The following is a 24,108-nucleotide window of genomic DNA, read 5'->3' on the forward strand; positions in this document are numbered from 1 at the left end:
GCTAATCTGTGCGGGTCAGACTCACGCACGAAAGGGGCGGAACAGGTGGCGGACATCGAGGCGGCGCGCAAAGCGTTCGAGCGGTACGACCTCAACGGGGACGGGCTGATCACGGCGGCCGAGTACAAGAGCGTGATGGCGCAGCTGGGGGACCCGTATGTCACGGAGCCCGTCGCCCAGGCCGTGATCAACGCCCACGACGGCAACGGTGACGGTCTGCTCAACTTCGACGAGTTCTGGGCCGCTCAGAACAAGGGCTGACCCATCGGGGTCGGCCCGGGCCGCACGGCGGCGCCGCCGGCGCGTCAGCGCCAGCCGCGCCGCTGTGCGCTCGCCCGCCGCCGGCGGTCGTTGCACAGCAGGCAGCGGCCGTAGCCGGGCGGCAGCGGATCGTCCGGATCCCCGTACAGCGGGTCGACCGCCCCGCGCGGATGCTGGGAGCATCCGGTCGTCCCGTGCTCGGCGGTCAGCGCACCGGCCGCGGCGAGCGCCCGGCGCAGGGCGTCGGTGAGCAGCTCGGTCTCCTGGCCCGACGGCGCGGCGTCGAGCGAGAAGGCGATATCGGACGCGGTCGTGAGCGCGCTGCGGAGTTCGCGGAGGTCTGCGTAGCTCATACCGGAAAGCGTAGGCGCCCCCACCGACAACGCCCCTGACCAGCCCGGACGACGGCCGTCACGCCTCGCTCTGCGTGCGCTCCTCCTCGTCGTCGTCGCCGTCCAGGAGGTCCTCGACCGCGTTCGCCACCCGGGTGACCGTGGCCCAGGTCTTCAGCGACGCCTTGCTGGAGAAGTCCGCCACGTTCTTGTCCACCGGCCGGTCGGTGTACTGGTGGATCCGCCACTTCGCCTTGATCCGCGGCTTGCCCGCCGAGACGTAGTCGGCGATCCACAGCCCGTCTCCGGCGTAGGACGTGGTGTCGTGGTTGAGCCAGAAGTTCCGGTTGCAGTACAGCATCACGCGGTGCGTGGGCCGCAGCTTCTTGACCTCCCGGATGAACCGGTCCTTCTCCGCGTTGCTGGCATACGTCCCCGAGCCCGTGGTCTCCCAGTCCACGGCGAGCAGATCGTGCTTCTGGGAGGCGCACTTCTCGACGAAGTACCGGGCCTGCGCGGCGATGTTCCCGGGCCACAGGAAGTGGTAGAAGCCGACGACGCACCCCGCCTTCCGTGCCTTGGCCGCCTGGGAGGACTGCTTCGGGTTGATGTACGACCGGCCCTCGGTGGCCTTGATGAAGACAAAGGCCAGTCCGTCCGTGTCGAAGCTGGACTGGTGCGAACTCACGTCGATGCCGTGCAGCATGGTTCCTGCCTCAGGGGAGAAGTTGAAAAGGGGAACGGGCGTCTCCCTTGTCATGCCCGGTCCAGAACCCTACGCAACGCTGTCGGGGTCACGCAGGGTATTTGCACGTGCGACTGATTTGGCCGGGAAATGTGTGTTTCTCCCCCGCCGTCATGCTATGCCGCCGCCCCGGACTCACCCTTGCACATGAGTCTGGAGAACATCGCAGGTGTACTGGAACTCCTCCGTCAACCGCGTCGCCTCGATCACCAGCACCCCGTACGGACGGGTGGGGTCGCCCAGCGGCAGACCGTCGCTCTCCGCCTGCTCGGTGACGGTCCGGCGCTGCTCCTGCATGTCCTCGGCCAGCTCGCACAGCTGCGCGGCCTGGTCCCGCAGATGTGTCTCGTCCAGCTGGGCCAGCACCCGCACGATCTCCTCCAGCGCGCCGAGAAAGGTGCCGTAGCACCGCAGGAACTGCCGGTACGTGTCGTCCCGCTCCTCCTCGCGCCACCGCTCCAGGCTCCTGGTGAGCGACGCCAGCTGATACGCGGCCCGCTCCAACGCGTCCAGCACGGCCCGGTAGTTCGCGAACGACGTGCGCCCCCGGTGCTGCGGCAGCAGCCGCCGCGGATTGAACGGAACACTCTCCTCCGCGGTCCGCAGACCCGACCTCGCCTGGGTGACCAGCGCCTGGGCGTGGTTGGACCGGGAACGCCAGTGCCGTGCGTGCTCCTCGGCGAACTCCCCGTCGCGCATCGCCGGTCCCATGTCCGCGAGCAGCGACTCCAGCGCCCCGGCCAGGGCCCGGATCCCGTGCTCCGCGCTCCGGTACCGCAGCGGCGGTACGAGCACCACGTTCACCAGCAGCCCGAGCGAACACCCGATGAGGACGAGCAGCACGATCTGCCCCAGCTGGGTCGCCCGCTCCGTATTGCTCGTCGCGGAGACATACGTGGAGAACGCGAAGAACGCCGCCGTCGCGACCTGCGACCGCTGCGCCCCCAGCGCCCTCCACTGCCCGATCGTCAGCGCGATGGCGGCGACCAGCACGAACGTCACCAGATCCGGCCCCGCCAGAAACCCCAGCGCCGCCTGGACCGCCACCCCCGTCACCACCGCGGCGACATAGCGCAGGGACTGCGTGATCGACTGGTACACCGTCACGTTCATGATGAGGACGGCGGAGAAGGGCGCAAACGCGGGCGACTGCGCGTGCAGCAGGTCTGCCGCCGCGAACCAGGCGAGGGTGGCCGCGAGCGTGCACTTGCCGATCAGCAGCAGCGTGTGCCGCTCGAGGCCGTGCTCCACCGCCGCCCGATGCCCCCACTCCCACAGCCGCCCCCACCTCGTCCGATCCTCGTCATGCCCACCACCTGCGCTCGTCTGGCCGTCCATTCGCCTATGGGTTCCCCCTCGGCGTGATCTCTCACCTGGTCAGACGCCCCGGGCCTCTAGCCTCGCCATCCGGATCGGACACGCACCCGGCGGGCGGCTGGGCCATCCCGGACAGCCTCCGGGCGCCGTACATCCCGGGCCCGAGCAGGTCTTCTCCGCCTGGTTCCCCGCCCCGCAGGGCGCGTTGGAGCTCGGTGACCGCGCTCCCGACGTGGGCGCGCCGGGCGGTCGCTGCTCTACGGGATGGCGCGCGGCGGCCCGGAGCCGAGTCGCTGCACCGTACGGTCGCCTGGTCCGCCGCCCAGATCGACGCCTCGGACCGCGAACACGCCTGCATTCGCCATCACCCGGGAAGCCGCCGTGCACCCCGGGGGAGATGCTTCAGCGGCGTCATCGGGGGAGATGGCTCCTATATCGCGGTGGGCGGACCTGCCAAGGCCCTGAACCTCGCCCGGAAGAGTCTCGGAAACGAGAACGTCCACATCCTTGTTAGGTGAGCAATGAGTGACGGATTTATCTATTGGTACCGGCAAGGATGGGGCACCTCTGATGCCCGGGAGACCATTGAGGCATTGGAAGGCGCCGGGTTTCTGCTCGGCAATCCCGGAAACGGACTGATCACTCTCGTGACGAACGGCCCCGACTCCTGGGGCGAGCAGATGCCTGTTGCGCGGCAGGAACTGATCGAGTCCGCCGGCCTGGTGGCTGCGGACGAAGTGAACTTCCAGCTCTGGCTCAATGCGGACACCGATGTCTTCACCAGGATTCGTCGTGGGGAAAGCCGGAGCGCCGTCCTCGAATTCGGTCTCGACGGTCTCACGGTGGCCGAGCGGGAGTGGGCGATCGGCGCGGTCGCACGCGTGCTCCGTGGCGACCTCGACCATTGCGTCGGATTCGTCGTGGATCGGCGCGGTGTCACGGAAGAGGAAGACTGGGATTCGGTCGTATGGAGGAGGGCGCCGCTGACGTGCGGTTGGCCCGACATTCTCGGAGTGCGATCGGAAAGCGTGGCAGCGCATATACAGCTGGCGCAGGCGGAAGGCTACGCCGAGCCTCCTCTGACGTTCTTCGGCCAACGATTCGGCGAGCTGTGAGCCCGCGCCCCTACGGACCGCGGGCGTGACACCCCGGCCGACCTGTCCGAGCAGGCGGGTGCCTTCGGGGATACAGTCCCGCCAGGGACCGGGTCGGGGCCACGGGAGGGGCTGGTGTGATCGAGATCGTGACGGTGAGTGCGCTCACCGCATTCCTCACGGCGGTGGGCAACGGCGCCGCCGGGGAGGTCGGCAAGCAGGTGCTCGTCTCGACGGGCGCTCTGGTGCGGCGGACCCTGGGGCGGGAGACGCCGCTGCCGGCCAGCCCGGAGGGGTGGGAGCTGCTGGCGCGTCAGATGCATCCGCGGCTCAGCGAGGACCCACGGCGGAACGATGAGCTGGCCCTGCTGCTGCGGAGCCTGCCGGAGGTGGGCTTGCGTCCGGGGGCGGGACTGCCGCCCGCCACGCGGGACTTCACCGACCGTCAGAGCGTGTTGCGGCAGCTGAGGCGCGAGGCGACGCGGGCCGCCGCGGGGCGGCCGCGGGCCGCGCTGCTGTACGGGCCACCCGGCATCGGCACCAGCGCGGTGGCGCTGCACTGGGGCGCCGACCGGATCGCGCAGTACCCCGACGGGCAGTTCTACGTCGACGTGCGCGATGCCCCCGGGGAGAACGGGCTCGAACCGGCCGCCGTCCTGCTGCGCCTGCTCCGGCAGATGGGCGTCCAGCCCGACGACATGCCGCCCACGGAGGTGGGACGCGAAGAGCTGTACCGGCGGTTGACGGCGGGCCGCCGGGCGCTGGTGGTGATCGACCACGCGTCCTCGGCCGCGCAGGTCCGCGGGCTCATCCCGGCCACACCGGAGGTGTTCCTGCTGGTCGTCGCGTCCGGCCCGGCGTTCCTGCTCGAGGCCGAGCGGATCGCCGTACCTCCGCTGAAGGACCGGGACGCGATGGCGCTGCTGCGCAAGGTAGCGGGCCCGGAGCCGGTCGCGCGCGCCAAGCCGCAGATGCCCGCCCTCCTCGACGGCTGCGCGGGCAACGCCTTCGCGCTCAAGGCCGCGGCGGTGCGCCTGCTGACCGGCGAACCGCCCCTCGCCGACGCGACGGACCGGCAACCGGTGCGCGGCATGGCCCGGGACGCCTGCCGCCGTCTGCGGCCGGAGGCGGCGCGGCTGTGCCGGTTGACCGCGCTGGGCGGCTGGCCCGCGTTCGACGCCCGCCTGGCCGGGCACGCCGCGGACGTCGCCCCGGAGGACGCCGCCCGCATGCTCGCCGAGGCGGCGGACGTCCAGCTCATGGAGCCCATGGGGGACGCCCGCTACCGCTTCCGGCCCGAGGTGCGCCGCCATCTGGCCGACGCCGCGGGACCGGAGCACGGGATCGCGGAGTGCGCCGCGGCGGTGTCCCGGGCTCTCGACGGCCTGCTGAACCTGGCCCTCCACGCCGCACACGCCGCCCTGCCGCAGAGCTGGCGCACCGAGCCCGCACCGGCCGAGGGAACCCCGTACGCGGATGAGGCCGACGGCATGGCAGCGCTGCTGGCCGAAGCGGGCAACCTGGTCCAGGCGGTCTCCGTCGCCGAGGAGTACCAGGACATCGACACGGCGCTGCGCCTGGCCCGCGCGCTGTGGCCGCTCCAGCTGAAGGCCGGGAAGGTGGACGACGCGCTGCCCGCCCTCCGCATCGCGGCCCGCTGCGCCGACGAGCACCACCCCCGCACCCGCCTCGCGGGCGCACTGCACTTCCAGCTCGGCCACTGCCTGGGCGAGCTGAGGCAGTGGGAGGCGGCCGAGCGCGCGGTTCGGGCCGCCGTCGACTGCGAGCGCGCGGCGGGGCATGCGCGGGGCGAGGCGTCGTCCGTGGAGATGCTGGGCCTGCTGTGTCTGTACCAGTGGCGGTACCCGGAGGCGTACGAGCGGTTCTCCGAGGCGGAGCGGATCTACGGACGCATCGGCCCCGACCAGGAGGGCGCCCCGGACCTTCCGCGCGCCCTCGCCCTGATCAAGCGCCACCAGGGGCGTGCCCTGCGCGGTATGGAGGAGCTGACGGAGTCCCGTACCCGGCTGGAGGCCGCGCGGGACTTCTTCGCGGAGCGGGGCGAGGCGTACAACCTGGCCCGCACCCTCACGGACCTCGCCGAGACGCTGCACGACGCCGGGGACGACGCCGACGCCCTGACGAAGATCACCGAGGCGGAACGCCTGCTCACCCCGGAGAAGGCGGCTCCGCACCTGGGCTACCTCGCGCGCCTGCGGGAGCGCTGCGAGACGTAACGCCGGCGCCGGCACCCCGGGCCCCGGCCTGGTTGGGGTTTCGCCGCCGGGTGCGGGCCGGTGGCCGGGTTGTGCCCACCCGTTCCGCCCTGCGGAACGATTGCCCACAACCTGGGGAGGGGGCGGGGTTGCGCCCACCCCCGCCCAGCACCACGCCACCGGGCGAACCGGGATCGATTTGGGGGCCGGGGCCACCGGCGGGAGGGGGCGGGGTCGCAGGGGTGGGGTCCTGGACGCTGCCGTGTATTTGTGGCGCCAATTCATCGTTCACCACACGCTCTACGGCACCGGCGCCAAAAATATACGGTCCAGGGCCCCGCCCCGGAGGCCCCGCACCCGGCACCCACACCTCACCCCGGCACCACCCGCACCTCGTGCACCCCACCCGCCACATGCACCCGCAAGGCCCCCGGCACCACCCCGCCGCCCACGCGCCACGCGTACAGCGACGACGCGTACGCCGCAGGATCCGCATCCGCGCCCGCGCCCGCCGACAAACACAGCACGCCATCCCACCCCCGCACCCGCACCACGCACCGGTCCGGGCCGGTCACGTACGCGGCCAGCGCACAGTGCGGGTAGCGGCGCAGGACCTCCGCCGTCCAGCCCTCCGCGCCGCCGAGGCGCGGGTCGTCCCGCGGGCCCTCGCGCACGATCACGTCGGCCCGGGTCAGGTCGCCGGGGTCGCGGGTGTCCTCGTGGACGGCGAGGTGGGCGTCGCCGATCGCGTCGTACGGGTGGCCGGTGGTGCGTTCGATCCAGACGTCGGCGCCGCTCACGCGCGTACGGACGTTCAGGGGTGCCGTGCGCCGCGGCGGGTCGTAGTGCGGCAGGGGCAGCGGCTCCAGGAGGGCGGGGGCCGGGGGCTCGGGCAGGTCCATCTGGGCGTAGAAGTGACGCCGCAGCAGTGCCGCCGACGCGCCCGGGGCCGAGCTGGTGAACTCCGCCGGGCCCGCGGCCGGGTGGTGCCGTGCCAGCAGCCGTTCCACCTGATCCCGCAGCGGGCCGTGGGGATCGAGCCGGGGCGCGTCCCGGACGAAGGCCGCGAGCGGCGCTTCCGGGTCCAGCCGGTCCTGTGCGGCGGACGCCAGCAGTACGGGGGTGCCGAGGGCCGCCGCGTAGTACGAGACCGCCCCGAAGTCCCCGACGACGGCGTCGGCCGCGAGCAGGGCCTGCCGCCAGGCGTGGACGGGGTCGATCAGGGTCAGCCCGCTGCGGAGGGCCCGGTCCAGCCAGACGCGGATCTGGCCCGGTCCGTGGCCGTACCAGATGTTGGGGTGCAGCACGGCCGCCAGCCGGTAGTCGTCGGCGGGCAGTTCGGCGGCGAGGCGGGGCAGCAGCCCGGGCAGGACGTCCTGGTCGCCGCCGTTGCCGAAGAAGCCCTCCGGGTTCCAGGTGGAGTTCAGGACGACGAGGCGTTGGCCCCGGCGCACGCCCAGGGCGCGCCGGAACCGCTCCCGGTGCGGTACGGCGGCCAGCATGCGGTCGAAGCAGGGGTCCCCGGCCAGGACGGACGCGGCCGCGGCCTCGGGGCAGACCCGCCGCAGCCGCTCCAGCTGCTCCGGGTGGGACAGCACGAGCCCGTCCACGAACGGCTGCCCGTCCACCAGGAGCCATTCCGGCGACAGACCGAAGGTCGGCTCACGGCTCCTCACCTCCGGCAAGGAAAGCTTCTTCGTGTAGCCGACACCGTGCGACAAGACGGTCAACTTGCCGTGGAGGTCACTCAGCTGGCCCCCGAAGCTCGCGGAGACGGCCAGATCCACCGGTGTCGCCAGGGCCTGTTCCCACGGCAGCACCGGCAGCCCGAGGTCCGCGAACAGCTCCCGTATCCCGCCCTGGAACGCGGACGACTCGGTCGAGGTGACCAGGAGCTGCACCCGGAAGTCGTCGTGGAAGAGCGGCAGCACGTCCAGCAGCCGCCCGGCGGAGGTGACGTTGTGCACGACGAGCAGGACGCGCCGGTGCGCCGCGCGGCTCGCCCAGCGCTCCGCGTCGTCCCCGACCGGCACCCGTATCGCCGGAGGATCAGCCGACGTCACCGGTCACGCCACCTCAATCCACCTCAATCCACCTCAATGCGTCAGCACTCGATGACGTTGACCGCGAGGCCGCCGCGCGCCGTCTCCTTGTACTTGACCTTCATGTCGGCGCCGGTGTCCTTCATGGTCTTGATGACCTTGTCGAGGGAGACATGGTGGCGGCCGTCGCCGCGCAGCGCCATCCGTGCGGCGGTGACGGCCTTGACCGCCGCCATGCCGTTGCGCTCGATGCAGGGGATCTGGACCAGGCCGCCGACGGGGTCACACGTCAGGCCGAGGTTGTGTTCCATGCCGATCTCGGCGGCGTTCTCGACCTGTTCCGGGCTGCCGCCGAGCACCTCGGCGAGGCCGCCGGCGGCCATGGAGCAGGCGGAGCCGACCTCGCCCTGGCAGCCGACCTCGGCGCCGGAGATGGAGGCGTTCTCCTTGAAGAGCATGCCGATGGCACCGGCCGCGAGGAGGAAGCGGATGATGCCTTCCTCGTCGGCGCCGGGGACGAAGCGGGTGTAGTAGTGCAGGACGGCCGGGATGATCCCGGCGGCGCCGTTCGTCGGGGCGGTGACGACACGGCCACCGGCCGCGTTCTCCTCGTTGACCGCCATCGCGTACAGGGTCACCCACTCCATCGCGCGGGCGGCCGCGTCACCCTCGGAGCGCAGGGCGCGGGCGGCGTTGGCGGCGCGGCGGCGGACCTTCAGACCGCCGGGCAGGATGCCCTCCTGGGAAAGGCCGCGGGAGACGCAGGCCTCCATGACCTGCCAGATCTCCAGCAGACCCGCCCGGATCTCCTCCTCGCTGCGCCACGCCTTCTCGTTCTCCAGCATCAGGGCGGAGATGGACAGGCCGGTCTCGCGGGAGAGCCGCAGGAGCTCGTCGCCGGTGCGGAAGGAGTGCTTCAGGACGGTGTCGTCGAGCTTGATGCGGTCTTCGCCGACGGCGTCCTCGTCGACCACGAAGCCGCCGCCGACCGAGTAGTAGGTCTTCTCCAGCAGCGGATGCCCGGACTCGTCGTAGGCGAAGAGGGTCATGCCGTTGGCGTGGTACGGCAGGGAGCGGCGGCGGTGCAGGATCAGTTCGTCGGACTCGTCGAAGTCGATCTCGTGACCGCCCTCGATCTCGGCGGCGAGCAGCCGCAGCCGCTTGGTGGTGCGGATGCGCTCGACCTCGCCGTCGGCGGCCTCGACGTCGACGGTGCGCGGGGAGTGGCCCTCCAGGCCGAGCAGCACGGCCTTGGGGGTGCCGTGGCCGTGGCCGGTGGCGCCGAGGGAGCCGAACAGCTCCGCCCGCACCGCGGCGGTGGGGGCCAGCAGCCCTTCGTTCTTCAGCCGGCCGACGAACATCCGTGCCGCCCGCATCGGGCCGACGGTGTGCGAGCTGGACGGGCCGATGCCGATCGAGAAGAGATCGAATACGGAGATGGCCACCGGGGACTCCTTTGTCTGCACGCGGGGCGCGTGCGGGTGGTGCGGTGCGGGGGGCGCGCCGGGCGGGCGCGCCCCCCAGGGCGGCGCGCCGGCGGGCGCGCCCCCCGGGGTCCGGGCCCCAGGAGGCCGGACCCGGGTTACTTCGACAGGTGCGGGTACAGCGGGTGCTTGTCGGCGAGGGCGGTGACCCGCGCCTTCAGCGCCTCGGCGTCGTACGAGGGCTTGAGCGCCTCGGCGATGATGTCCGAGACCTCGCGGAAGTCCTCGGCGGTGAAGCCGCGGGTGGCGAGCGCCGGGGTGCCGATCCGCAGGCCCGAGGTGACCATCGGGGGCCGCGGGTCGTTCGGGATGGCGTTGCGGTTGACCGTGATGCCGACCTCGTGGAGGCGGTCCTCGGCCTGCTTGCCGTCCAGCTCGGAGTTGCGCAGGTCGACCAGGACGAGGTGCACGTCCGTGCCGCCGGAGAGGACGGAGACGCCGACCTCGGTCACGTCGGCCTGGGTGAGCCGCTCGGCGAGGATCTTGGCGCCCTCGACCGTGCGCTCCTGGCGCTCCTTGAAGGCGGAGCCTGCGGCGACCTTGAAGGACACCGCCTTGGCCGCGATGACGTGCTCCAGCGGGCCGCCCTGCTGGCCGGGGAAGACCGCGGAGTTGATCTTCTTGGCCAGTTCGGCGGTGGACAGGATGACGCCGCCGCGCGGACCGCCCAGGGTCTTGTGGGTGGTGGTGGTGACGACGTGGGCGTGCGGCACGGGGGAGGGGTGGAGCCCGGCCGCCACCAGGCCGGCGAAGTGGGCCATGTCGACCATCAGGTACGCGCCGACCTCGTCCGCGATGCGGCGGAAGGCGGCGAAGTCCAGCTGGCGCGGGTACGCCGACCAGCCCGCGATGACCAGCTTGGGGCGGTGCTCCTTGGCCAGGCGCTCGACCTCGTCCATGTCGACCAGACCGGTCTCGGCGTCCACGTGGTAGGGCACCACATTGTAGAGCTTGCCGGAGAAGTTGATCTTCATGCCGTGGGTGAGGTGGCCGCCGTGCGCCAGGTTCAGCCCCAGGATGGTGTCGCCGGGCTGGAGCAGCGCGAACATCGCGGCCGCGTTCGCCTGGGCGCCGGAGTGCGGCTGGACGTTGGCGGCCTCGGCGCCGAAGAGCTCCTTGACGCGGTCGATGGCGATCTGCTCGACCACATCGACGTGCTCACAGCCGCCGTAGTAGCGGCGGCCGGGGTAGCCCTCGGCGTACTTGTTGGTCAGGACCGAGCCCTGGGCCTCCATGACGGCGGCCGGAGCGAAGTTCTCCGAGGCGATCATTTCGAGGGTGGACTGCTGGCGGTGGAGTTCGGCGTCGACAGCAGCGGCGACGTCCGGGTCGAGCTCGTGGAGGGAGCTGTTCAGAAGCGACATCAGGGTCCCGATCGAGTAAGGAGGGTCAGTTGTTGGAGAAGGAGGCGTATTCCTCGGCGGAGAGCAGGCCGTCCGGCTCGTCCGTCACCTTCACCTTGAACAGCCAGCCGCCCTCGAAGGGGGCGGAATTCACCAGCGCCGGGTCGTTCACCACGTCCTCGTTGATCTCGGTGACCTCACCGGAGACCGGCGCGTACAGGTCGCTGACCGACTTCGTGGACTCCAGCTCACCGCAGGTTTCACCGGCGGCGACGGTGGAGCCGACATCCGGGAGCTGGACGTATACGACATCGCCGAGCGCGTTGGCCGCGTATTCGGTGATGCCGATCGTCGACACGCCGTCCTGGTCGGCGGCCGACAGCCACTCGTGCTCCTTGCTGTAGCGCAGCTGCTGGGGGTTGCTCATGGTCCGATTCTCCTGGATAGAGGGGAGTGCTTGGGAAACGGGTCTTCAGTGGTGAGACAGACGGGTCACGGGAGGTTTCGGCGCGCGCGGTCGCAGAAGGGGAGGTTTCGGCCCCCGCGGCGCCCGCGGCGGCAGAAAGGGAGGTTTCAGCGTTCGCGGCGGTAGAAGGGGAGCGCGACCACGTCGTACGGCTCCCGGGTACCGCGGATGTCCACCGACACTCCCGGGCTGCCGGGCGCGGCGTGCTCCGCGTCGACGTACGCCATGGCGATCGGCTTCCCCAGCGTCGGGGACGGGGCGCCCGAGGTGACCCGGCCGATCTCCGAACCATCGGGGCCCAGCACGGCGTAACCGGCGCGCGGCACCCGGCGGCCCTCGGCGACCAGGCCGGTCAGCGTGCGCGGCGGCCGGGCCTCGGCCTCGCGCGCCGCGGCCTCCAGCGCCCCGCGGCCGACGAAGTCGCCGGGCTTGGCGAACTTCACCACCCGGCCGAGCCCCGCGTCGAACGGGGTCGTGTCGGTGCCCAGCTCGTGCCCGTACAGCGGCATCCCCGCCTCCAGCCGCAGCGTGTCCCGGCAGGACAGCCCGCACGGCACCAGGCCCGCCGGGGCGCCAGCCTCGGTCAGCGCCTGCCAGACCCGCTCCGCGTCGTCGGGCGCGACGAACAGTTCGAAGCCGTCCTCGCCGGTGTAGCCGGTGCGGGCGATCAGGGCGGGCACGCCCGCGACGGTGCCCGGCAGCCCCGCGTAGTACTTCAGCCCGTCCAGGTCGGCGTCGGTCAGGCCCTTCAGGATCCCGGGGGACTGCGGCCCCTGGACGGCGAGCAGCGCGTACGCGTCGCGGTCGTCCCGTACGGCGGCGTCGAAGCCGGTGGCGCGCTCGGTCAGCGCGTCCAGCACCACCTGGGCGTTCGAGGCGTTGGCCACGACCAGGAACTCCTGCTCGGCGAGCCGGTAGACGATCAGGTCGTCGAGGATGCCGCCCTCGCTGTCGCAGATCATGGTGTAGCGGGCGCGGCCCACGGCGAGCGCCGAGAGATGGCCGACCAGGGCGTGATCGAGGGCGTCGGCGGCCTGCGGCCCGGTGAGAGCGATCTCACCCATGTGGGAGAGGTCGAAGAGCCCGGCGCGGGTGCGCACCGCGGTGTGCTCGTCGCGCTCGCTGCCGTACCGCAGCGGCATGTCCCAGCCCGCGAAGTCGGTCATGGTGGCGCCGAGCGCACGGTGGACCGCGTCCAGCGCGGTGCGGCGGGGCGTGGGCGGGGCGTCGGTCATGGTGCGGCTCCCAGGGTCATGGTCACGGCGATGACGTGCGGGTGGGGCGGATGGGACGACAAGGACGGCACAGCGTCCTCCCCATCTGTCATCGGAACCTGAGAGGTTCGCCGTGACCATTCCCGCGCGGCGGGACTGGCCGGGCTTGCACCTTGGGTGGGGCCACGGACAGCGTGACCCGCTTTTCAGATCTGCCTCATCCGTGCGGTATCGGGGCCTGAGAGATTCAAGGGAGGGCTTGCTCCTTCGGCGCCTCGGACAATTCGGCGGAGCCGGTGACCGAGGACTCTCCCGCGCGGATTCAAGCGGCCGGTATGCAGTTGGCGTATGCGGTTGGCGCGGACATCATCGCACGTCCGCTCCGGAAGGGAACCCCCACTCTGTGAGCGGGGTCGCGCCGGGGCCTCCTTGATGGCCATTACCTTTTCTTGACACTCTCGGGGTACGGAGCCGCTTGACCGACCTTGGAGGACGATCACGGTGCACGGGCAGGGAACATACGCGACAACCCGAGGAACCCTGCCCGCGCGGCAGGAGCGGACGCCGCACGAGCGGACGCCGTCGGGCGGCACGGTCAGACCGGATCGCCGCGCCGCCGTCCACGACCTGCGCGGCGGGGTGGGGGCGGAGCTGCGCTACCCGGCGCGTGACCTGATCATCGCCTCGGGGCTGCCCGGCAGCGGCAAGTCGACCCTGATCAGCCGGGTCGTCCCCGGGTGCGACCCGGGCGGCAGGCCCGTGGTGCGGGTGGACTCGCAGAACACCCGGGAGACCTGGGAAAGACGCATGCCCCGCTGGCTGCCGTACGCCGTCTACCGGCCGCTGGTCCGCTGCGCCCACTACGTGGGGCTGCACCGGGCGGTCCGCTCGGGCGCCAGCGTCGTCGTCCACGACTGCGGCTCACAGCCCTGGGTGCGGCGCTGGCTGGCCCGGGACGCCCGGCGCACCGGCCGCGGTCTTCATCTGGTGCTGCTGGACGTGGACCCCGCGGTCGCCCTGGAGGGCCAGGCCGCCCGCGGCCGGGGCGTCTCCGGCTTCGCCTTCGCGCGGCACCGGCGGGCGATGGACCGGCTGGTGACGCGGGTGGAGGGCGGGCTGCCGCCCGAGGGCTGCGCTTCCGCCGTTCTGCTGGACCGGGCAACCGCGAGCCGGCTGCGGGGCATCTCCTTCGAGTGACATGCGAGTCGGGCACCAGTAAGAAACAAGCCACCGGAAGGTGACCGAACGTAACGGCGCCTTCCGGGGGCATGCCCCCCCGCGCGCTCCCGATGTGCCCCCGGCGTGCCCCGGCGTGAGGAAGTGCTGTGGAGATGCCCGGGCGGCCCATGGCCTTTCGCCGCGCAGCCGTTAGGGTGCTGGTGCAGGTCGGACGAGATGGCGGTTGGACGAAGATGAGTATCCCGGAGCACCAGGGCATAACCCCCGCTCACGGAGGATTTCCCGACGGCGCTTATCCCGCGTTTCCCGGCAATGAGCTGGAAGAGGTGCTCGCCGCCTCGATCGGGGTCGCGGGTGCCGGAGCGCGGATCGTCGAGACGCTCGCCCGCAGCCATGTCTGGATCCCGCTGCCGAACGGGGGCGGCCCCGACAGCCGCAGCCTCGACCTGCCCACCGTGGAGATCGAGGGCCAGGCGTACGTGCCGGTCTTCAGCTCCGAGCAGCAGTTCCTCCAGATCGTCGGCGCCCATATGTCGTTCACGGTCGCCCCGGCCGTCGAGTTCGCCCGCGGGCTGCCGCCGCAGCTCGGCATCGTGATGAACCCGGACGGGCCGGTCGGCGTCCCGCTGCCGCCGTCCGCGGTCGAGGAGCTGTGCAAGGCCGGGCGCAGCGCGCTGGACGGCCCGGCGCGCGGAGGCCGGGTGCGGCTGTTCGAGCCCGACTGGCAGGAGGAGCCGGTCGACTTCCTGGCCGCCGCCGGGATCGAGTTCACGAAGGAGCCCGGGGTACGCACCGCGCGGCGCGCGCTGGCCAGCGTCGAGGGCGATCAGCCTGCGCTCTTCGTCGGTGTCCAGCTGGACGCGTTTGGCCCCGAGGGGCAGGCCCTCGCGGTGGAGGCGCTCGGCCGGGCGCTCGGCGCGGTGCCGGTGCCGTGGACCGTTCAACTCGTCGCGCTGGACGTCGCGCAGGGTGATCCCGTGGCCACGTGGATGCTGGAGCGCGTACGGCCGTTCTACGACCGTGACCTGTGACGCACTCCGGGGACGGTCACGGGGGCCCGTAAGCTGGTTGGATGACCAGGCGGGGCGGCGCGCGTCCCGGTGAGTGCGGGCAAGGCCGAGAGAGGGGCGGACCCAGGTGAGCGCGGGCGCGGATTGGGGGGCGGCTGCCGGTCAGGTCGAGCGGATGCTGGAGCAGGTCGCTCCCGGCCGGTACGACGCCTACGAGGCGCTGCTGCGCGCCCTCGCCGAGGGCCAGGTCTGGATGCTGCTGTGGCACGGTGCGCCCGGCGATCCCGACGCCCAGTACGGCAACATGGACATGGACGGCCACGGTTACGCACCGTGTGTGACCTCCGCCCAGGAACTCGCCGCCAGTGGCTGGAATCGTGCGCATGAAGTGGTGGACGCGCGCCGGATCGCCGACTCCCTCTACCGCGACCACTACGGCCTGTGGCTCAACCCGCACGCCCCCGGCGGCGGCGTCGGCATCCCCTGGCTCGACCTGCGGCGGATCGCGGGCGGGCTGGACCGGCTGCCCGCCGGTCCGCTGCGGGTGACCGATCCGGTCATCGAAATCCCGCAGTTCTACGCCCTGTTGGGGCAGAACGCGCATCGCACCGTCGCGGTGCGCTCGCTGCGCCGGGCCTGGGTGCAGCCCGCGCTGGGCGCCCCGTATCTGGCCATCGGGCTCGATCTGTACGACAACGGCCAGCAGGCCGTGGAGTCGGTGCGGCTGATGATGCAGCAGTCCGTCGGCGTGGTGCCGGAGGGGCTGCCGGTCTCCACGGTCGAGCTGTCGGACGAGCACGACCCGGTGGCGATGTGGATGCGGGCCAACGCCCGGCCGTTCTTCGACCGCGACGCCTACAACGCCGCGCCCGCGCCGCCGCCCCCGTCGTACGGGTACGGCTATCCGCCGCCCCGGCACGCGTACTGAGCCGCCCCGGCACGCGTACTGAGCCGCACCGGCACGCGTGCTGAGCCGACTTTCGCCAACCGCCCCACCGCGAACTTCCCGCGGTGGGGCGTTTGTTACTGATGCGTTCTCGGGTCACAACTGTCCGTATACCGGAACCGCTTACTGCACATCACGGTTAGGCATCCATTGCCCGTGGGTACTGGCGGGTGATCACAAACGCGATGAAGACTCCCGCTCCAAGGGGCGCGGTTCCGTAAAACGACCCCTTTCGCTCACCTTGTGAACTTAAGCCGCCACAGCGGCGAGTCGTGGGCCGGTCACCACCGGTCGAGAGGGGTCCCCACCGCGATGACGGCACCATTGCACGGCACGAGCACCGACGCAGAGCCGGTCGCGACTGCCGATGTGGCGGCGGATGTGGTCAAGGCATCGGTCGAGGGAAGATCGCTGCGACAGATCGCCTGGAGACGCCTCAAACGCGACAAGTTGGCGCTTGCGGGCGGAGCCGTGGTCGTCTTTCTCGTGCTAGTGGCGATCTTCGCGCCGCTGATCGTGAGTCTGCTGGGCCACCCGCCCAACGAGTTCCACCAGGAGGAGATCGACCCCCTCTTCGGCACCCCCAAGGGCAGCCTGGGCGGCATCAGTTCGGACTTCCTCTTCGGTGTCGAGCCCTCCAACGGCCGCGACGTGTTCAGCCGCGTCGTCTACGGCGCGCGGATCTCGCTGCTGGTGGCCTTCCTCGCGGCCCTGGTCGCCGTCGTCCTCGGCACCGTTTTCGGCATCATCGCCGGATATTTCGGTGGCTGGGTGGACTCGGTGATCAGCCGGGTGATGGACATGCTGCTGGCCTTCCCGCAGCTGCTGTTCATCATCTCCCTGGTCTCGGTGCTCCCCAACGACCTGCTGGGCCTGACCGGCAGCGGGGTGCGCATCGCGGTGCTGGTCTCGGTCATCGGCTTCTTCGGCTGGCCGTACGTCGGCCGCATCGTGCGCGGCCAGACGCTGTCGCTGCGCGAGAAGGAGTACGTGGAGGCCGCGCGCAGCCTCGGCGCCGGCCGCCGCTACATCCTCTTCCGGGAGCTGCTGCCCAACCTGGTGGCGCCGATCACCGTCTACGCGACGCTGATGATCCCCACCAACATCCTCACCGAGGCGGCGCTCAGCTTCCTGGGGGCGGGCGTGAAACCGCCGACCGCGTCCTGGGGGCAGATGCTCTCCAAGGCGGTGGGCACCTACGAGGACGATCCCATGTTCATGATCATCCCGGGTGCGGCGATCTTCGTGACCGTGCTGGCCTTCAACCTGTTCGGCGACGGCGTCCGCGACGCCCTCGACCCCAAGGGCACCCGATGAGGCGCCCCGGCCGCGGATGTCAGGCGGCTCCCCGAAGCTTTCCCCGCGCCATGCCACGTACCGCTATCCCGGAGGTTGCAGGAACCATGAAACCCCTACGTTCGTCGAGAAGCAGGCGGATCGTCGGCGCGACGGCTGTCGTCTGCGCCCTGCTGGCCACCGCGGCGTGCGGCGGCGGCAGCGACGACGAGAAAGGCTCCGGTGCCGGATTCAACGCGGGGGCGAAGGGCGTCGCCAACAAGTCCACGAAGAAGGGCGGCACCCTCAAGTTCATCAACAAGCAGAACTTCGACTCGCTCGACCCGCAGCGCCAGTACTACGGCTTCGCGTGGGACTTCTCCCGCTTCTACTCGCGTCAACTCATCACGTACGCGCCGAAGCCGGGCGAGGCCTCCAACGAGCTGGTCCCCGACCTGGCCACCTCTACCGCCAAGATCAGCGACGGCGGCAAGACGTACACCTACACCCTGCGCGACGGGATCACCTGGGAGGACGGCTCGGCCATCACCTCCAAGGACGTCAAGTACGGCATCGAGCGCATCTGGGCCAAGGACGTCGTCTCCGGCGGCCCCGGCTATCTGCGCCAGGTCCTCGACCCCAAGGGCGAGTACCCGGGCCCGTACAAGGACAAGTCCAAGGACAAGCTCGGGCTGAAGGCGATCGAGACGCCGGACGACAAGACCATCACCTTCCGTCTCGCCCAGCCCAACGGGGACTTCGAGCAGATGCTCGCCATGCCCACCGGCTCCCCGGTGAAGCGGGAGAAGGACACCGGCGCCCAGTACACCAACCGGCCGTTCTCCTCCGGCCCGTACAAGGTCAAGTCGTTCACCCCGGGCAAGAGCCTGGCCCTGGTGCGCAACGACAAGTGGAAGAAGTCGTCCGACCCGGTCCGTGCCGCCCTGCCGGACCAGGTCACGGTCACCTTCAACTCCAACCTGGAAGCCATCGACAAGCTGCTCATCAAGGGCGACTACGACGTCTTCCTCAGCGCCACCGGCATGGGCCAGTCCGGCCGCGCCGCCGCGCTCAAGGAGCACAAGGGCAACGTCGACAACATCGAGACGAACTTCGTCCGGTACGTCGACCTCGCCACCAAGGTGAAGCCGTTCGACAACATCCACTGCCGCAAGGCGGTCTTCTACGCGACCGACTACACCCAGCTCCAGACCACCCGCGGCGGCCCGCAGGCCGGTGGTGCCCTCGCCCCCAACATGCTCCCCAAGAGCGTCAAGGGCGCGGACGACTACGACCCGTACGGCGTCCTGAAGCGCAAGGGCAAGCCGGACGTCGCCAAGGCCAAGGACGAGCTGAAGCAGTGCGGCAAGCCGGGCGGCTTCTCCGCCAAGATCGTCTCCCGTGTCGACCAGCCCAATGAGACGGCGGCCGCCGAGGCGCTCCAGGAGTCGCTGGGCAAGGTCGGCATCAAGCTCGACATCAACGAGATCGAGGGCGGCTCGTCCGCCGGTATCACCGGCTCCCCGTCCGTGATGCACAAGCGCGGCTACGGCCTCAACATGACCGGCTGGGGCCCCGACTTCCCGACCGGCCAGGGCTTCTCCCGCCCGCTGTTCGACGGCCGCTTCATCGAGCAGACCGGTAACTACAACGTCTCCGAGACCAACGACGCCGCGATCAACAAGGACTTCGACGACGCGCTCAAGGAGACCGACCCGGCCAAGGCCGGTCAGATCTACACCGACATGAACCACAAGGTCGCCGACCTGGCCATCGCGATGCCGTTCCTCTACGAGAAGAACATCACCTGGCGCAGCTCCCGGCTGACCAACGCCTACTCGTCCTCGGCCTACAACGGCCGGTACGACTACGTGTCCCTCGGGGTCAAGTGACGGTCGGCCACCGGCCACCCCACCCCCACCGTCGCTTCATCCGATAGGCCCGAAGGGCAGGTGATGGCCGCGCGTGGCGGTCCCGGAACCCCGCACCCCGGGGTTCCGGGACCGCCACCGGGCCGCGCACAGTGCTTGCTTACGTCATCCGGCGCTTGTTCGCCGTCGTCATGATGCTGCTGGTCGTCACCCTGACGACCTTCGCCATCTTCTTCGTGATCCCGAAGTGGGCCGGTTCCGACCCCGCGCTGCTCTTCGTCGGCAAACAGGCCGACCCCGCGGCCATCGAGGGCATCAGGACGAAGCTGGGGCTCAGCGATCCGCTCCTGGTGCAGTTCTGGCACTTCGTCGAGGGCCTGTTCGCAGGCCGCGACTACGCCAACGGCTCCGATGTCACCCACTGCGCGAGGCCCTGCTTCGGCTACTCCTTCCGCACCGAGCAGGCGGTGTGGCCGCAGCTGACCGACGCCATGCCGGTCACCCTCTCGCTCGCCGCGGGCGCGTGCGTGCTGTGGCTGGTCGGCGGCATCACCACCGGCGTCGTCTCCGCGCTGCGCCGGGGCACCCTGTGGGACCGCTCGGCGATGACCACCGCGCTCGCGGGTGTCTCGCTGCCGATCTACTTCACCGGTCTGCTCTCGCTGGCGATCTTCAGTTACCAGCTGAAGTGGGTCGACGTGGACTACAAGGGGCTCGGCGACGACCCCGCCAAGTGGTTCGAGAGCCTGATCCTGCCGTGGATCACGCTCGCCTTCCTCTACGCCGCCATGTACGCCCGGCTCACCCGCGCCACCATGCTGGAGATCATGGGCGAGGACTACATCCGCACCGCCCGCGCCAAGGGGCTGCGGGAGCGGACGGTCATCGGGCGGCACGCGATGCGCTCCACCTGGACCCCCATCCTCACCCTGCTCGGCCTGGACCTGGGCGCGCTGCTCGGCGGCGCGGTGCTCACCGAGAGCACGTACAACCTGCCCGGCCTCGGGCGGCTCGCGGTGAACGCGATCAGCGACAAGGACCTCCCGGTCATCCTGGGCGTCACCCTGATCGCCGCGTTGTGCATCGTGGTCGCCAACCTCGTCGTGGACCTCCTGTACGCCGTCATCGACCCACGAGTGAGGCTCGGATGACCGACATCGACAAGCCCGCCACCGCCGCCGTGGGGGAGGTGGCCGCGGCGGGTTCGCCCGCCCCGACGGCCTTCCTCGAGGTGCGCGACCTGCGGGTCCACTTCCCGACCGACGACGGCCTGGTGAAGTCCGTGGACGGGCTCAGCTTCCGGCTGGAGAAGGGCAAGACCCTCGGCATCGTCGGCGAGTCCGGCTCCGGCAAGTCCGTCACCTCGCTCGGCATCATGGGGCTGCACACCGCCGGGCAGTACGGCCGCCGCAAGGCCCGGATCTCCGGGGAGATCTGGCTGAACGGGCAGGAACTGCTGGGCGCCGACCCCGACGAGGTGCGCAAGCTGCGCGGCCGCGAGATGTCGATGATCTTCCAGGACCCGCTGTCGGCGCTGCATCCGTACTACACGATCGGCCGCCAGATCACCGAGGCGTACCAGGTCCACCACGAGGTCACCAAGGAGGTCGCCCGCAAGCGCGCGGTCGAGATGCTCGACCGGGTGGGCATCCCGCAGCCGGACAAGCGGGTGGACAGCTATCCGCACGAGTTCTCCGGCGGGATGCGCCAGCGCGCGATGATCGCGATGGCGCTGGTCAACAACCCCGAGCTGCTGATCGCCGACGAGCCGACCACCGCCCTCGACGTCACCGTGCAGGCGCAGATCCTCGACCTCATCCGGGACCTCCAGAAGGAGTTCGGCTCGGCGGTCATCGTCATCACCCACGACCTCGGCGTGGTCGCCGAACTCGCCGACGACCTGCTGGTGATGTACGCGGGCCGGTGCGTCGAGCGCGGGCCCGCCGAGAAGGTGTTCTACGAGCCCCAGCACCCGTACACCTGGGGGCTGCTCGGCTCGATGCCCCGCATCGACCGCGACCAGACCGACCGGCTGATCCCGGTCAAGGGCTCCCCGCCCAGCCTGATCAACGTGCCGTCCGGCTGCGCCTTCCACCCGCGCTGCCCGTACGCCGACGTCCCCGAGGGCGGCATCACCCGCACCGAGCGGCCGGAGCTGCGCGGGGTGCCGGGCGCGGACGGGCACTTCTCCGCCTGCCACATGGCGCAGGAGGACCGTACGCGGATCTGGACCGAAGAGATTGCGCCGAAGCTGTGACCGACACGAAGGATCCGAAGATGACGGTCCCGGAGCAGGCGACCACCAGGCCCGAGCCCCTGCTCACGGTGTCCGGCCTGGTCAAGCACTTCCCCATCAAGAAGGGGCTGTTGCAGCGGCAGACCGGCGCGGTGCAGGCGGTGGACGGCCTCGACTTCGACGTGCGCCAGGGGGAGACCCTGGGCGTGGTCGGCGAGTCGGGCTGCGGCAAGTCCACCATGGGACGGCTGATCACCCGGCTGCTCGAACCCACCTCCGGGAAGATCGAGTTCGAGGGCAAGGACATCACGCATCTGGGCACCGCCGCGATGCGGCCGATGCGCCGCGACGTTCAGATGATCTTCCAGGATCCGTACTCCTCGCTGAACCCCCGGCACACGGTGGGTGCCATCGTCGGCGCCCCCTTCCGGCTCCAGGGCGTCAACCCGGAGGGCGGCATCAAGGCGGAGGTGCAGCGGCTGCTGGCGCTGGTCGGCCTCAACCCCGAGCACTACAACCGCTATCCGCACGAGTTCTCCGGCGGCCAGCGGCAGCGCATCGGCATCGCCCGGGCGCTCGCCCTCAAGCCCAAGCTGGTCGTGGCGGACGAGCCGGTCTCCGCGCTGGACGTCTCCATCCAGGCCCAGGTGGTCAACCTGCTGGACGACCTCCAGGACGAGCTGGGGCTGACGTACGTGATCATCGCCCACGACCTGTCCGTCATCCGGCACGTCTCGGACCGGATCGCGGTGATGTACCTCGGGAAGATCGTCGAGCTGGCCGACCGCCGGGCCCTGTACGAGACCCCCATGCACCCGTACACCACGGCGCTGCTCTCCGCGGTGCCGGTGCCCGACCCCCGGCGGCGCGCCCGGCGCGAGCGGATCCTGCTCAAGGGCGATGTGCCCTCGCCGATCTCGCCGCCGTCCGGCTGCCGCTTCCACACCCGGTGCTGGAAGGCGACCGAGGTGTGCAAGCGGGAGGAACCGCCGCTGGTCGCCCTCGCCACCGGCCACCAGGTGGCCTGCCACCACCCGGAGAACGCTCCCGGCCAGGCACCCGGTCAGGTGGCCGGACCGGTGCGGAGCGCGACGAAGAAGACCGAGAGCTGAGACGGGGCGGGCGCGGCGGCCCCGTCGATTAACAATGTCGGGTGCTCATCGAACTGGTCACCCCGTCCGTCCAGCACGCGTTCGAGGTCGTCGGGATCTTCGTCTTCGCGATCTCGGGCGCGCTGCTCGCGGTGCGCAAGAACTTCGATGTCTTCGGCATGGCGGTGCTCGCCGAGGCCACCGCGCTGGGCGGCGGGGTGTTCCGGGACCTGGTGATCGGCGCGGTGCCGCCCGCCGCCTTCGTCGACCTCTCCTACTTCTTCACCCCGCTCGTCGCCACCGTGCTCGTCTTCTTCCTGCATCCGCAGGTCGAGCGGATCACGGCGGCGGTGGGCGTCTTCGACGCGGCCGGGCTGGGGCTGTTCTGCGTCGAGGGCACCGTGAAGGCGTATCAGCACGGACTCGGCCTCACCTCGTCCGTCACCCTCGGCATGGCGACCGCGGTCGGCGGCGGTGTGCTGCGCGACGTCCTCGCCCATGAGGTGCCCTCGCTGCTGCGCTGGGACCGGGACCTGTACGCCGTCCCCGCCATCGTGGGCGCGTCCATAGCGGCGCTGCTCCTCCACTTCGACGCGCTGTCCGCGGCCACCAGCGCGCTCGCGGCGGTGGTGGCGTTCACCGTCCGGCTGCTGGCGATGCGGTTCGGATGGCGGGCGCCGCGGGCGTGGAACCGGCGCAGCACGGCGACGGAGGAGATATGAGCCCTTCTTCATTCCCTTGCGGTTATATAGCCCGCGAAGTATGTTCAGGGTCATGCCCATACCGTTCGACGTGCTCGCGGAGCCGAGCAGACGGCAGATCCTGGACCTCCTCCTGGAGCGCCCCCGCCTGGTCGGCGAGCTGACCGACCGGCTCGGGCTGACCCAGCCCGGCACCTCCAAGCACCTGCGCGTGCTGCGCGAGGCCGGGTTGGTGCGGGTGCGCCGGGACGCCCAGCGGCGGTGGTACGAGCTGTGCCCCGAACCGCTGGCCGAGATCGACGCCTGGCTCGCTCCCTACCGGCGGCTGTGGACCGACCGCCTCGACGCGCTCGAACGGCACCTCGACACCATGCCCGAAGTCCCTGACGGATCTGACGGAGAAGAGCCATGAAGGACACCCTCAGCCAGACCGGCGGCGGCCGCTCCGCCCTGCGCCTGGAGCGGCGGATCGCCCACGCCCCGGAGAAGGTCTGGCAGGCCCTGACCGACCCGGCCGAGCTGGCCCACTGGTTCCCCTCCGAGGTCCGGGTGGACCTCAAGGTCGGGGGCCGGATGGGGTTCGTCTTCCCCGGCCGGGAGGCCCCCGACATGGAGGGCGTGATCACCGAGCTGGACCCGCCCCATGTCTTCGCCTTCACCTGGGGCGACGACCACCTCCGCTGGGAGCTGCACCCCGAAGGCGAGGGCTGTCTGCTGATCCTCACCCACACCTTCGGTGACCGCTTCGGCGCCGCGAGCTTCGCCTCCGGCTGGCACGCCTGCATCACCGCCCTCGCCGCGCTGCTCGACGGCGAGAAGGCGAGCCCGGGCGACATGGCCGAGCTGCACGAGTCGTACGTCGAGGCGTTCGGCCTGGCCGAGGGCGCGGTGGAGACCACCGAGGACGGCGGCTGGCGGCTGCGCTTCGAGCGCCAGCTGGTCCGCCCCGCCGAGACGGTGTGGCAGGCGCTGGCCGGACAGACCGGCGCGGCCGGGCTCACGGCCGGCGGCCCCGTCCCCTTCGGATTCCGCACGGACGGCGTCCCGGCGGGCCCGATCACCGAGGCCGAGGCGCCCCGCACGCTGTCCTACGACTGGGAGCGCGCCGGACGCCCCGCAGGCCAGGTCCGCTGGGAGCTGGCCCAGGGCACAGGCCACGGCGCCCGCCTCATCCTCACCCAGACCGGCCCGCCGGACACGGAAGCGGAGCGAGCCCAGTCCCTCACCGCCTGGCGCCGCCACATCGCCCTACTGGCCGCCAAACTGCTCCGCATGCGGGGGTGAT

The 24,108-nt window shown here is 71.0% G+C and carries 22 protein-coding genes and 1 riboswitch; of the genes, 14 read left to right on the forward strand and 8 right to left on the reverse strand.

Going from position 1 to position 24,108, the window contains the following annotated elements:
• The first annotated feature begins 45 nt into the window (after positions 1–45).
• Positions 46–261 (forward strand): EF-hand domain-containing protein, encoded by a 216-nt coding sequence (locus HYQ63_RS29535; protein WP_179936886.1) that lies wholly within the window; start codon positions 46–48, stop codon positions 259–261.
• Between the two features lie 44 nt (positions 262–305).
• Here HYQ63_RS29535 and HYQ63_RS29540 read toward each other — a convergent pair whose 3' ends face one another.
• From HYQ63_RS29540 to HYQ63_RS29550, 3 genes are all read right to left on the reverse strand, one after another.
• Complete coding sequence (locus tag HYQ63_RS29540) at positions 306–614, reverse strand: hypothetical protein (protein WP_063728090.1); 309 nt, start codon at positions 612–614, stop codon at positions 306–308.
• Between the two features lie 58 nt (positions 615–672).
• Positions 673–1,299 (reverse strand): glycoside hydrolase family 25 protein, encoded by a 627-nt coding sequence (locus HYQ63_RS29545; protein WP_179936887.1) that lies wholly within the window; start codon positions 1,297–1,299, stop codon positions 673–675.
• 174 nt (positions 1,300–1,473) lie between these two features.
• Complete coding sequence (locus HYQ63_RS29550) at positions 1,474–2,676, reverse strand: aromatic acid exporter family protein (protein WP_179936888.1); 1,203 nt, start codon at positions 2,674–2,676, stop codon at positions 1,474–1,476.
• A 500-nt stretch (positions 2,677–3,176) separates the two neighbouring features.
• On the opposite strand from HYQ63_RS29550, the gene HYQ63_RS29555 reads away from it, so the two are divergent.
• Complete coding sequence (locus HYQ63_RS29555; RefSeq protein ID WP_179936889.1) at positions 3,177–3,770, forward strand: hypothetical protein; 594 nt, start codon at positions 3,177–3,179, stop codon at positions 3,768–3,770.
• A 116-nt stretch (positions 3,771–3,886) separates the two neighbouring features.
• Positions 3,887–5,986, forward strand: coding sequence for an ATP-binding protein (locus tag HYQ63_RS29560; RefSeq protein WP_179936890.1), 2,100 nt, complete (start codon positions 3,887–3,889; stop codon positions 5,984–5,986).
• Positions 5,987–6,336: 350 nt separating this feature from the next.
• Here HYQ63_RS29560 and HYQ63_RS29565 read toward each other — a convergent pair whose 3' ends face one another.
• The 5 genes from HYQ63_RS29565 to gcvT form a co-directional block, all read right to left on the reverse strand.
• Positions 6,337–8,028 carry a hypothetical protein gene (locus tag HYQ63_RS29565; protein WP_257232237.1) on the reverse strand — a complete coding sequence of 564 codons (1,692 nt, stop codon included), beginning with the start codon at positions 8,026–8,028 and terminating at the stop codon, positions 6,337–6,339.
• Positions 8,029–8,069: 41 nt separating this feature from the next.
• Positions 8,070–9,452 (reverse strand): L-serine ammonia-lyase, encoded by a 1,383-nt coding sequence (locus HYQ63_RS29570; protein ID WP_179936891.1) that lies wholly within the window; start codon positions 9,450–9,452, stop codon positions 8,070–8,072.
• A 137-nt stretch (positions 9,453–9,589) separates the two neighbouring features.
• A complete protein-coding gene (glyA, locus tag HYQ63_RS29575) occupies positions 9,590–10,855 on the reverse strand; it encodes a serine hydroxymethyltransferase (RefSeq protein ID WP_179936892.1) in 1,266 nt (421 codons plus the stop codon).
• 25 nt (positions 10,856–10,880) lie between these two features.
• Positions 10,881–11,261, reverse strand: a complete 381-nt coding sequence (gene gcvH, locus HYQ63_RS29580) for a glycine cleavage system protein GcvH (protein ID WP_179936893.1) — start codon at positions 11,259–11,261, stop codon at positions 10,881–10,883.
• 146 nt (positions 11,262–11,407) lie between these two features.
• Positions 11,408–12,535 (reverse strand): glycine cleavage system aminomethyltransferase GcvT, encoded by a 1,128-nt coding sequence (gcvT, locus tag HYQ63_RS29585; RefSeq protein WP_179936894.1) that lies wholly within the window; start codon positions 12,533–12,535, stop codon positions 11,408–11,410.
• Positions 12,536–12,730: 195 nt separating this feature from the next.
• Positions 12,731–12,839, reverse strand: a riboswitch (glycine riboswitch).
• A gap of 176 nt (positions 12,840–13,015) precedes the next feature.
• On the opposite strand from gcvT, the gene HYQ63_RS29590 reads away from it, so the two are divergent.
• The 11 genes from HYQ63_RS29590 (at position 13,016) to HYQ63_RS29640 (ending at position 24,107) form a co-directional block, all read left to right on the forward strand.
• Positions 13,016–13,711, forward strand: coding sequence for an AAA family ATPase (locus HYQ63_RS29590; RefSeq protein WP_179936895.1), 696 nt, complete (start codon positions 13,016–13,018; stop codon positions 13,709–13,711).
• Between the two features lie 215 nt (positions 13,712–13,926).
• Positions 13,927–14,724: an enhanced serine sensitivity protein SseB gene (locus HYQ63_RS29595; RefSeq protein ID WP_179936896.1), complete on the forward strand. Its 798-nt coding sequence runs from the start codon at positions 13,927–13,929 to the stop codon at positions 14,722–14,724.
• Positions 14,725–14,830: 106 nt separating this feature from the next.
• Positions 14,831–15,631, forward strand: coding sequence for an enhanced serine sensitivity protein SseB C-terminal domain-containing protein (locus HYQ63_RS29600; protein ID WP_179936897.1), 801 nt, complete (start codon positions 14,831–14,833; stop codon positions 15,629–15,631).
• A 330-nt stretch (positions 15,632–15,961) separates the two neighbouring features.
• A complete protein-coding gene (locus HYQ63_RS29605; RefSeq protein ID WP_179936898.1) occupies positions 15,962–16,966 on the forward strand; it encodes an ABC transporter permease in 1,005 nt (334 codons plus the stop codon).
• Positions 16,967–17,052: 86 nt separating this feature from the next.
• Positions 17,053–18,816 carry an ABC transporter substrate-binding protein gene (locus HYQ63_RS29610; protein WP_179936899.1) on the forward strand — a complete coding sequence of 588 codons (1,764 nt, stop codon included), beginning with the start codon at positions 17,053–17,055 and terminating at the stop codon, positions 18,814–18,816.
• Between the two features lie 155 nt (positions 18,817–18,971).
• A complete protein-coding gene (locus HYQ63_RS29615; RefSeq protein WP_373689157.1) occupies positions 18,972–19,946 on the forward strand; it encodes an ABC transporter permease in 975 nt (324 codons plus the stop codon).
• A complete protein-coding gene (locus tag HYQ63_RS29620; protein ID WP_179936901.1) occupies positions 19,943–21,052 on the forward strand; it encodes an ABC transporter ATP-binding protein in 1,110 nt (369 codons plus the stop codon). The genes HYQ63_RS29615 and HYQ63_RS29620 overlap by 4 nt, the downstream gene beginning before the upstream one ends.
• Positions 21,053–21,072: 20 nt before the next feature.
• On the forward strand, positions 21,073–22,143 hold the full coding sequence (locus HYQ63_RS29625) for an ABC transporter ATP-binding protein (RefSeq protein ID WP_179936902.1): 1,071 nt from the start codon (positions 21,073–21,075) through the stop codon (positions 22,141–22,143).
• A gap of 41 nt (positions 22,144–22,184) precedes the next feature.
• A complete protein-coding gene (locus HYQ63_RS29630) occupies positions 22,185–22,844 on the forward strand; it encodes a trimeric intracellular cation channel family protein (RefSeq protein WP_179936903.1) in 660 nt (219 codons plus the stop codon).
• A gap of 52 nt (positions 22,845–22,896) precedes the next feature.
• Positions 22,897–23,235 (forward strand): helix-turn-helix transcriptional regulator, encoded by a 339-nt coding sequence (locus tag HYQ63_RS29635; RefSeq protein ID WP_179936904.1) that lies wholly within the window; start codon positions 22,897–22,899, stop codon positions 23,233–23,235.
• A complete protein-coding gene (locus HYQ63_RS29640; protein ID WP_179936905.1) occupies positions 23,232–24,107 on the forward strand; it encodes an SRPBCC family protein in 876 nt (291 codons plus the stop codon). Before HYQ63_RS29635 ends, HYQ63_RS29640 begins: the two co-directional genes overlap by 4 nt.
• The last annotated feature ends 1 nt before the right edge of the window (position 24,108 follow it).

This window comes from Streptomyces sp. Rer75, assembly GCF_013414305.1.
GTDB classification, from domain to species: domain Bacteria; phylum Actinomycetota; class Actinomycetes; order Streptomycetales; family Streptomycetaceae; genus Streptomyces; species Streptomyces himastatinicus.

Coding starts and splice junctions, on each gene's coding strand:
- HYQ63_RS29540 (WP_063728090.1), bottom strand. CDS start 614: ATGAGCTACGCAGACCTCCGCGAACTCCGCAGCGCGCTCACGACCGCG.
- HYQ63_RS29545 (WP_179936887.1), bottom strand. CDS start 1,299: ATGCTGCACGGCATCGACGTGAGTTCGCACCAGTCCAGCTTCGACACG.
- HYQ63_RS29550 (WP_179936888.1), bottom strand. CDS start 2,676: ATGGACGGCCAGACGAGCGCAGGTGGTGGGCATGACGAGGATCGGACG.
- HYQ63_RS29555 (WP_179936889.1), top strand. CDS start 3,177: ATGAGTGACGGATTTATCTATTGGTACCGGCAAGGATGGGGCACCTCT.
- glyA (WP_179936892.1), bottom strand. CDS start 10,855: ATGTCGCTTCTGAACAGCTCCCTCCACGAGCTCGACCCGGACGTCGCC.
- gcvH (WP_179936893.1), bottom strand. CDS start 11,261: ATGAGCAACCCCCAGCAGCTGCGCTACAGCAAGGAGCACGAGTGGCTG.
- gcvT (WP_179936894.1), bottom strand. CDS start 12,535: ATGACCGACGCCCCGCCCACGCCCCGCCGCACCGCGCTGGACGCGGTC.
- HYQ63_RS29595 (WP_179936896.1), top strand. CDS start 13,927: ATGAGTATCCCGGAGCACCAGGGCATAACCCCCGCTCACGGAGGATTT.
- HYQ63_RS29605 (WP_179936898.1), top strand. CDS start 15,962: ATGACGGCACCATTGCACGGCACGAGCACCGACGCAGAGCCGGTCGCG.
- HYQ63_RS29610 (WP_179936899.1), top strand. CDS start 17,053: ATGAAACCCCTACGTTCGTCGAGAAGCAGGCGGATCGTCGGCGCGACG.
- HYQ63_RS29620 (WP_179936901.1), top strand. CDS start 19,943: ATGACCGACATCGACAAGCCCGCCACCGCCGCCGTGGGGGAGGTGGCC.
- HYQ63_RS29625 (WP_179936902.1), top strand. CDS start 21,073: ATGACGGTCCCGGAGCAGGCGACCACCAGGCCCGAGCCCCTGCTCACG.
- HYQ63_RS29635 (WP_179936904.1), top strand. CDS start 22,897: ATGCCCATACCGTTCGACGTGCTCGCGGAGCCGAGCAGACGGCAGATC.
- HYQ63_RS29640 (WP_179936905.1), top strand. CDS start 23,232: ATGAAGGACACCCTCAGCCAGACCGGCGGCGGCCGCTCCGCCCTGCGC.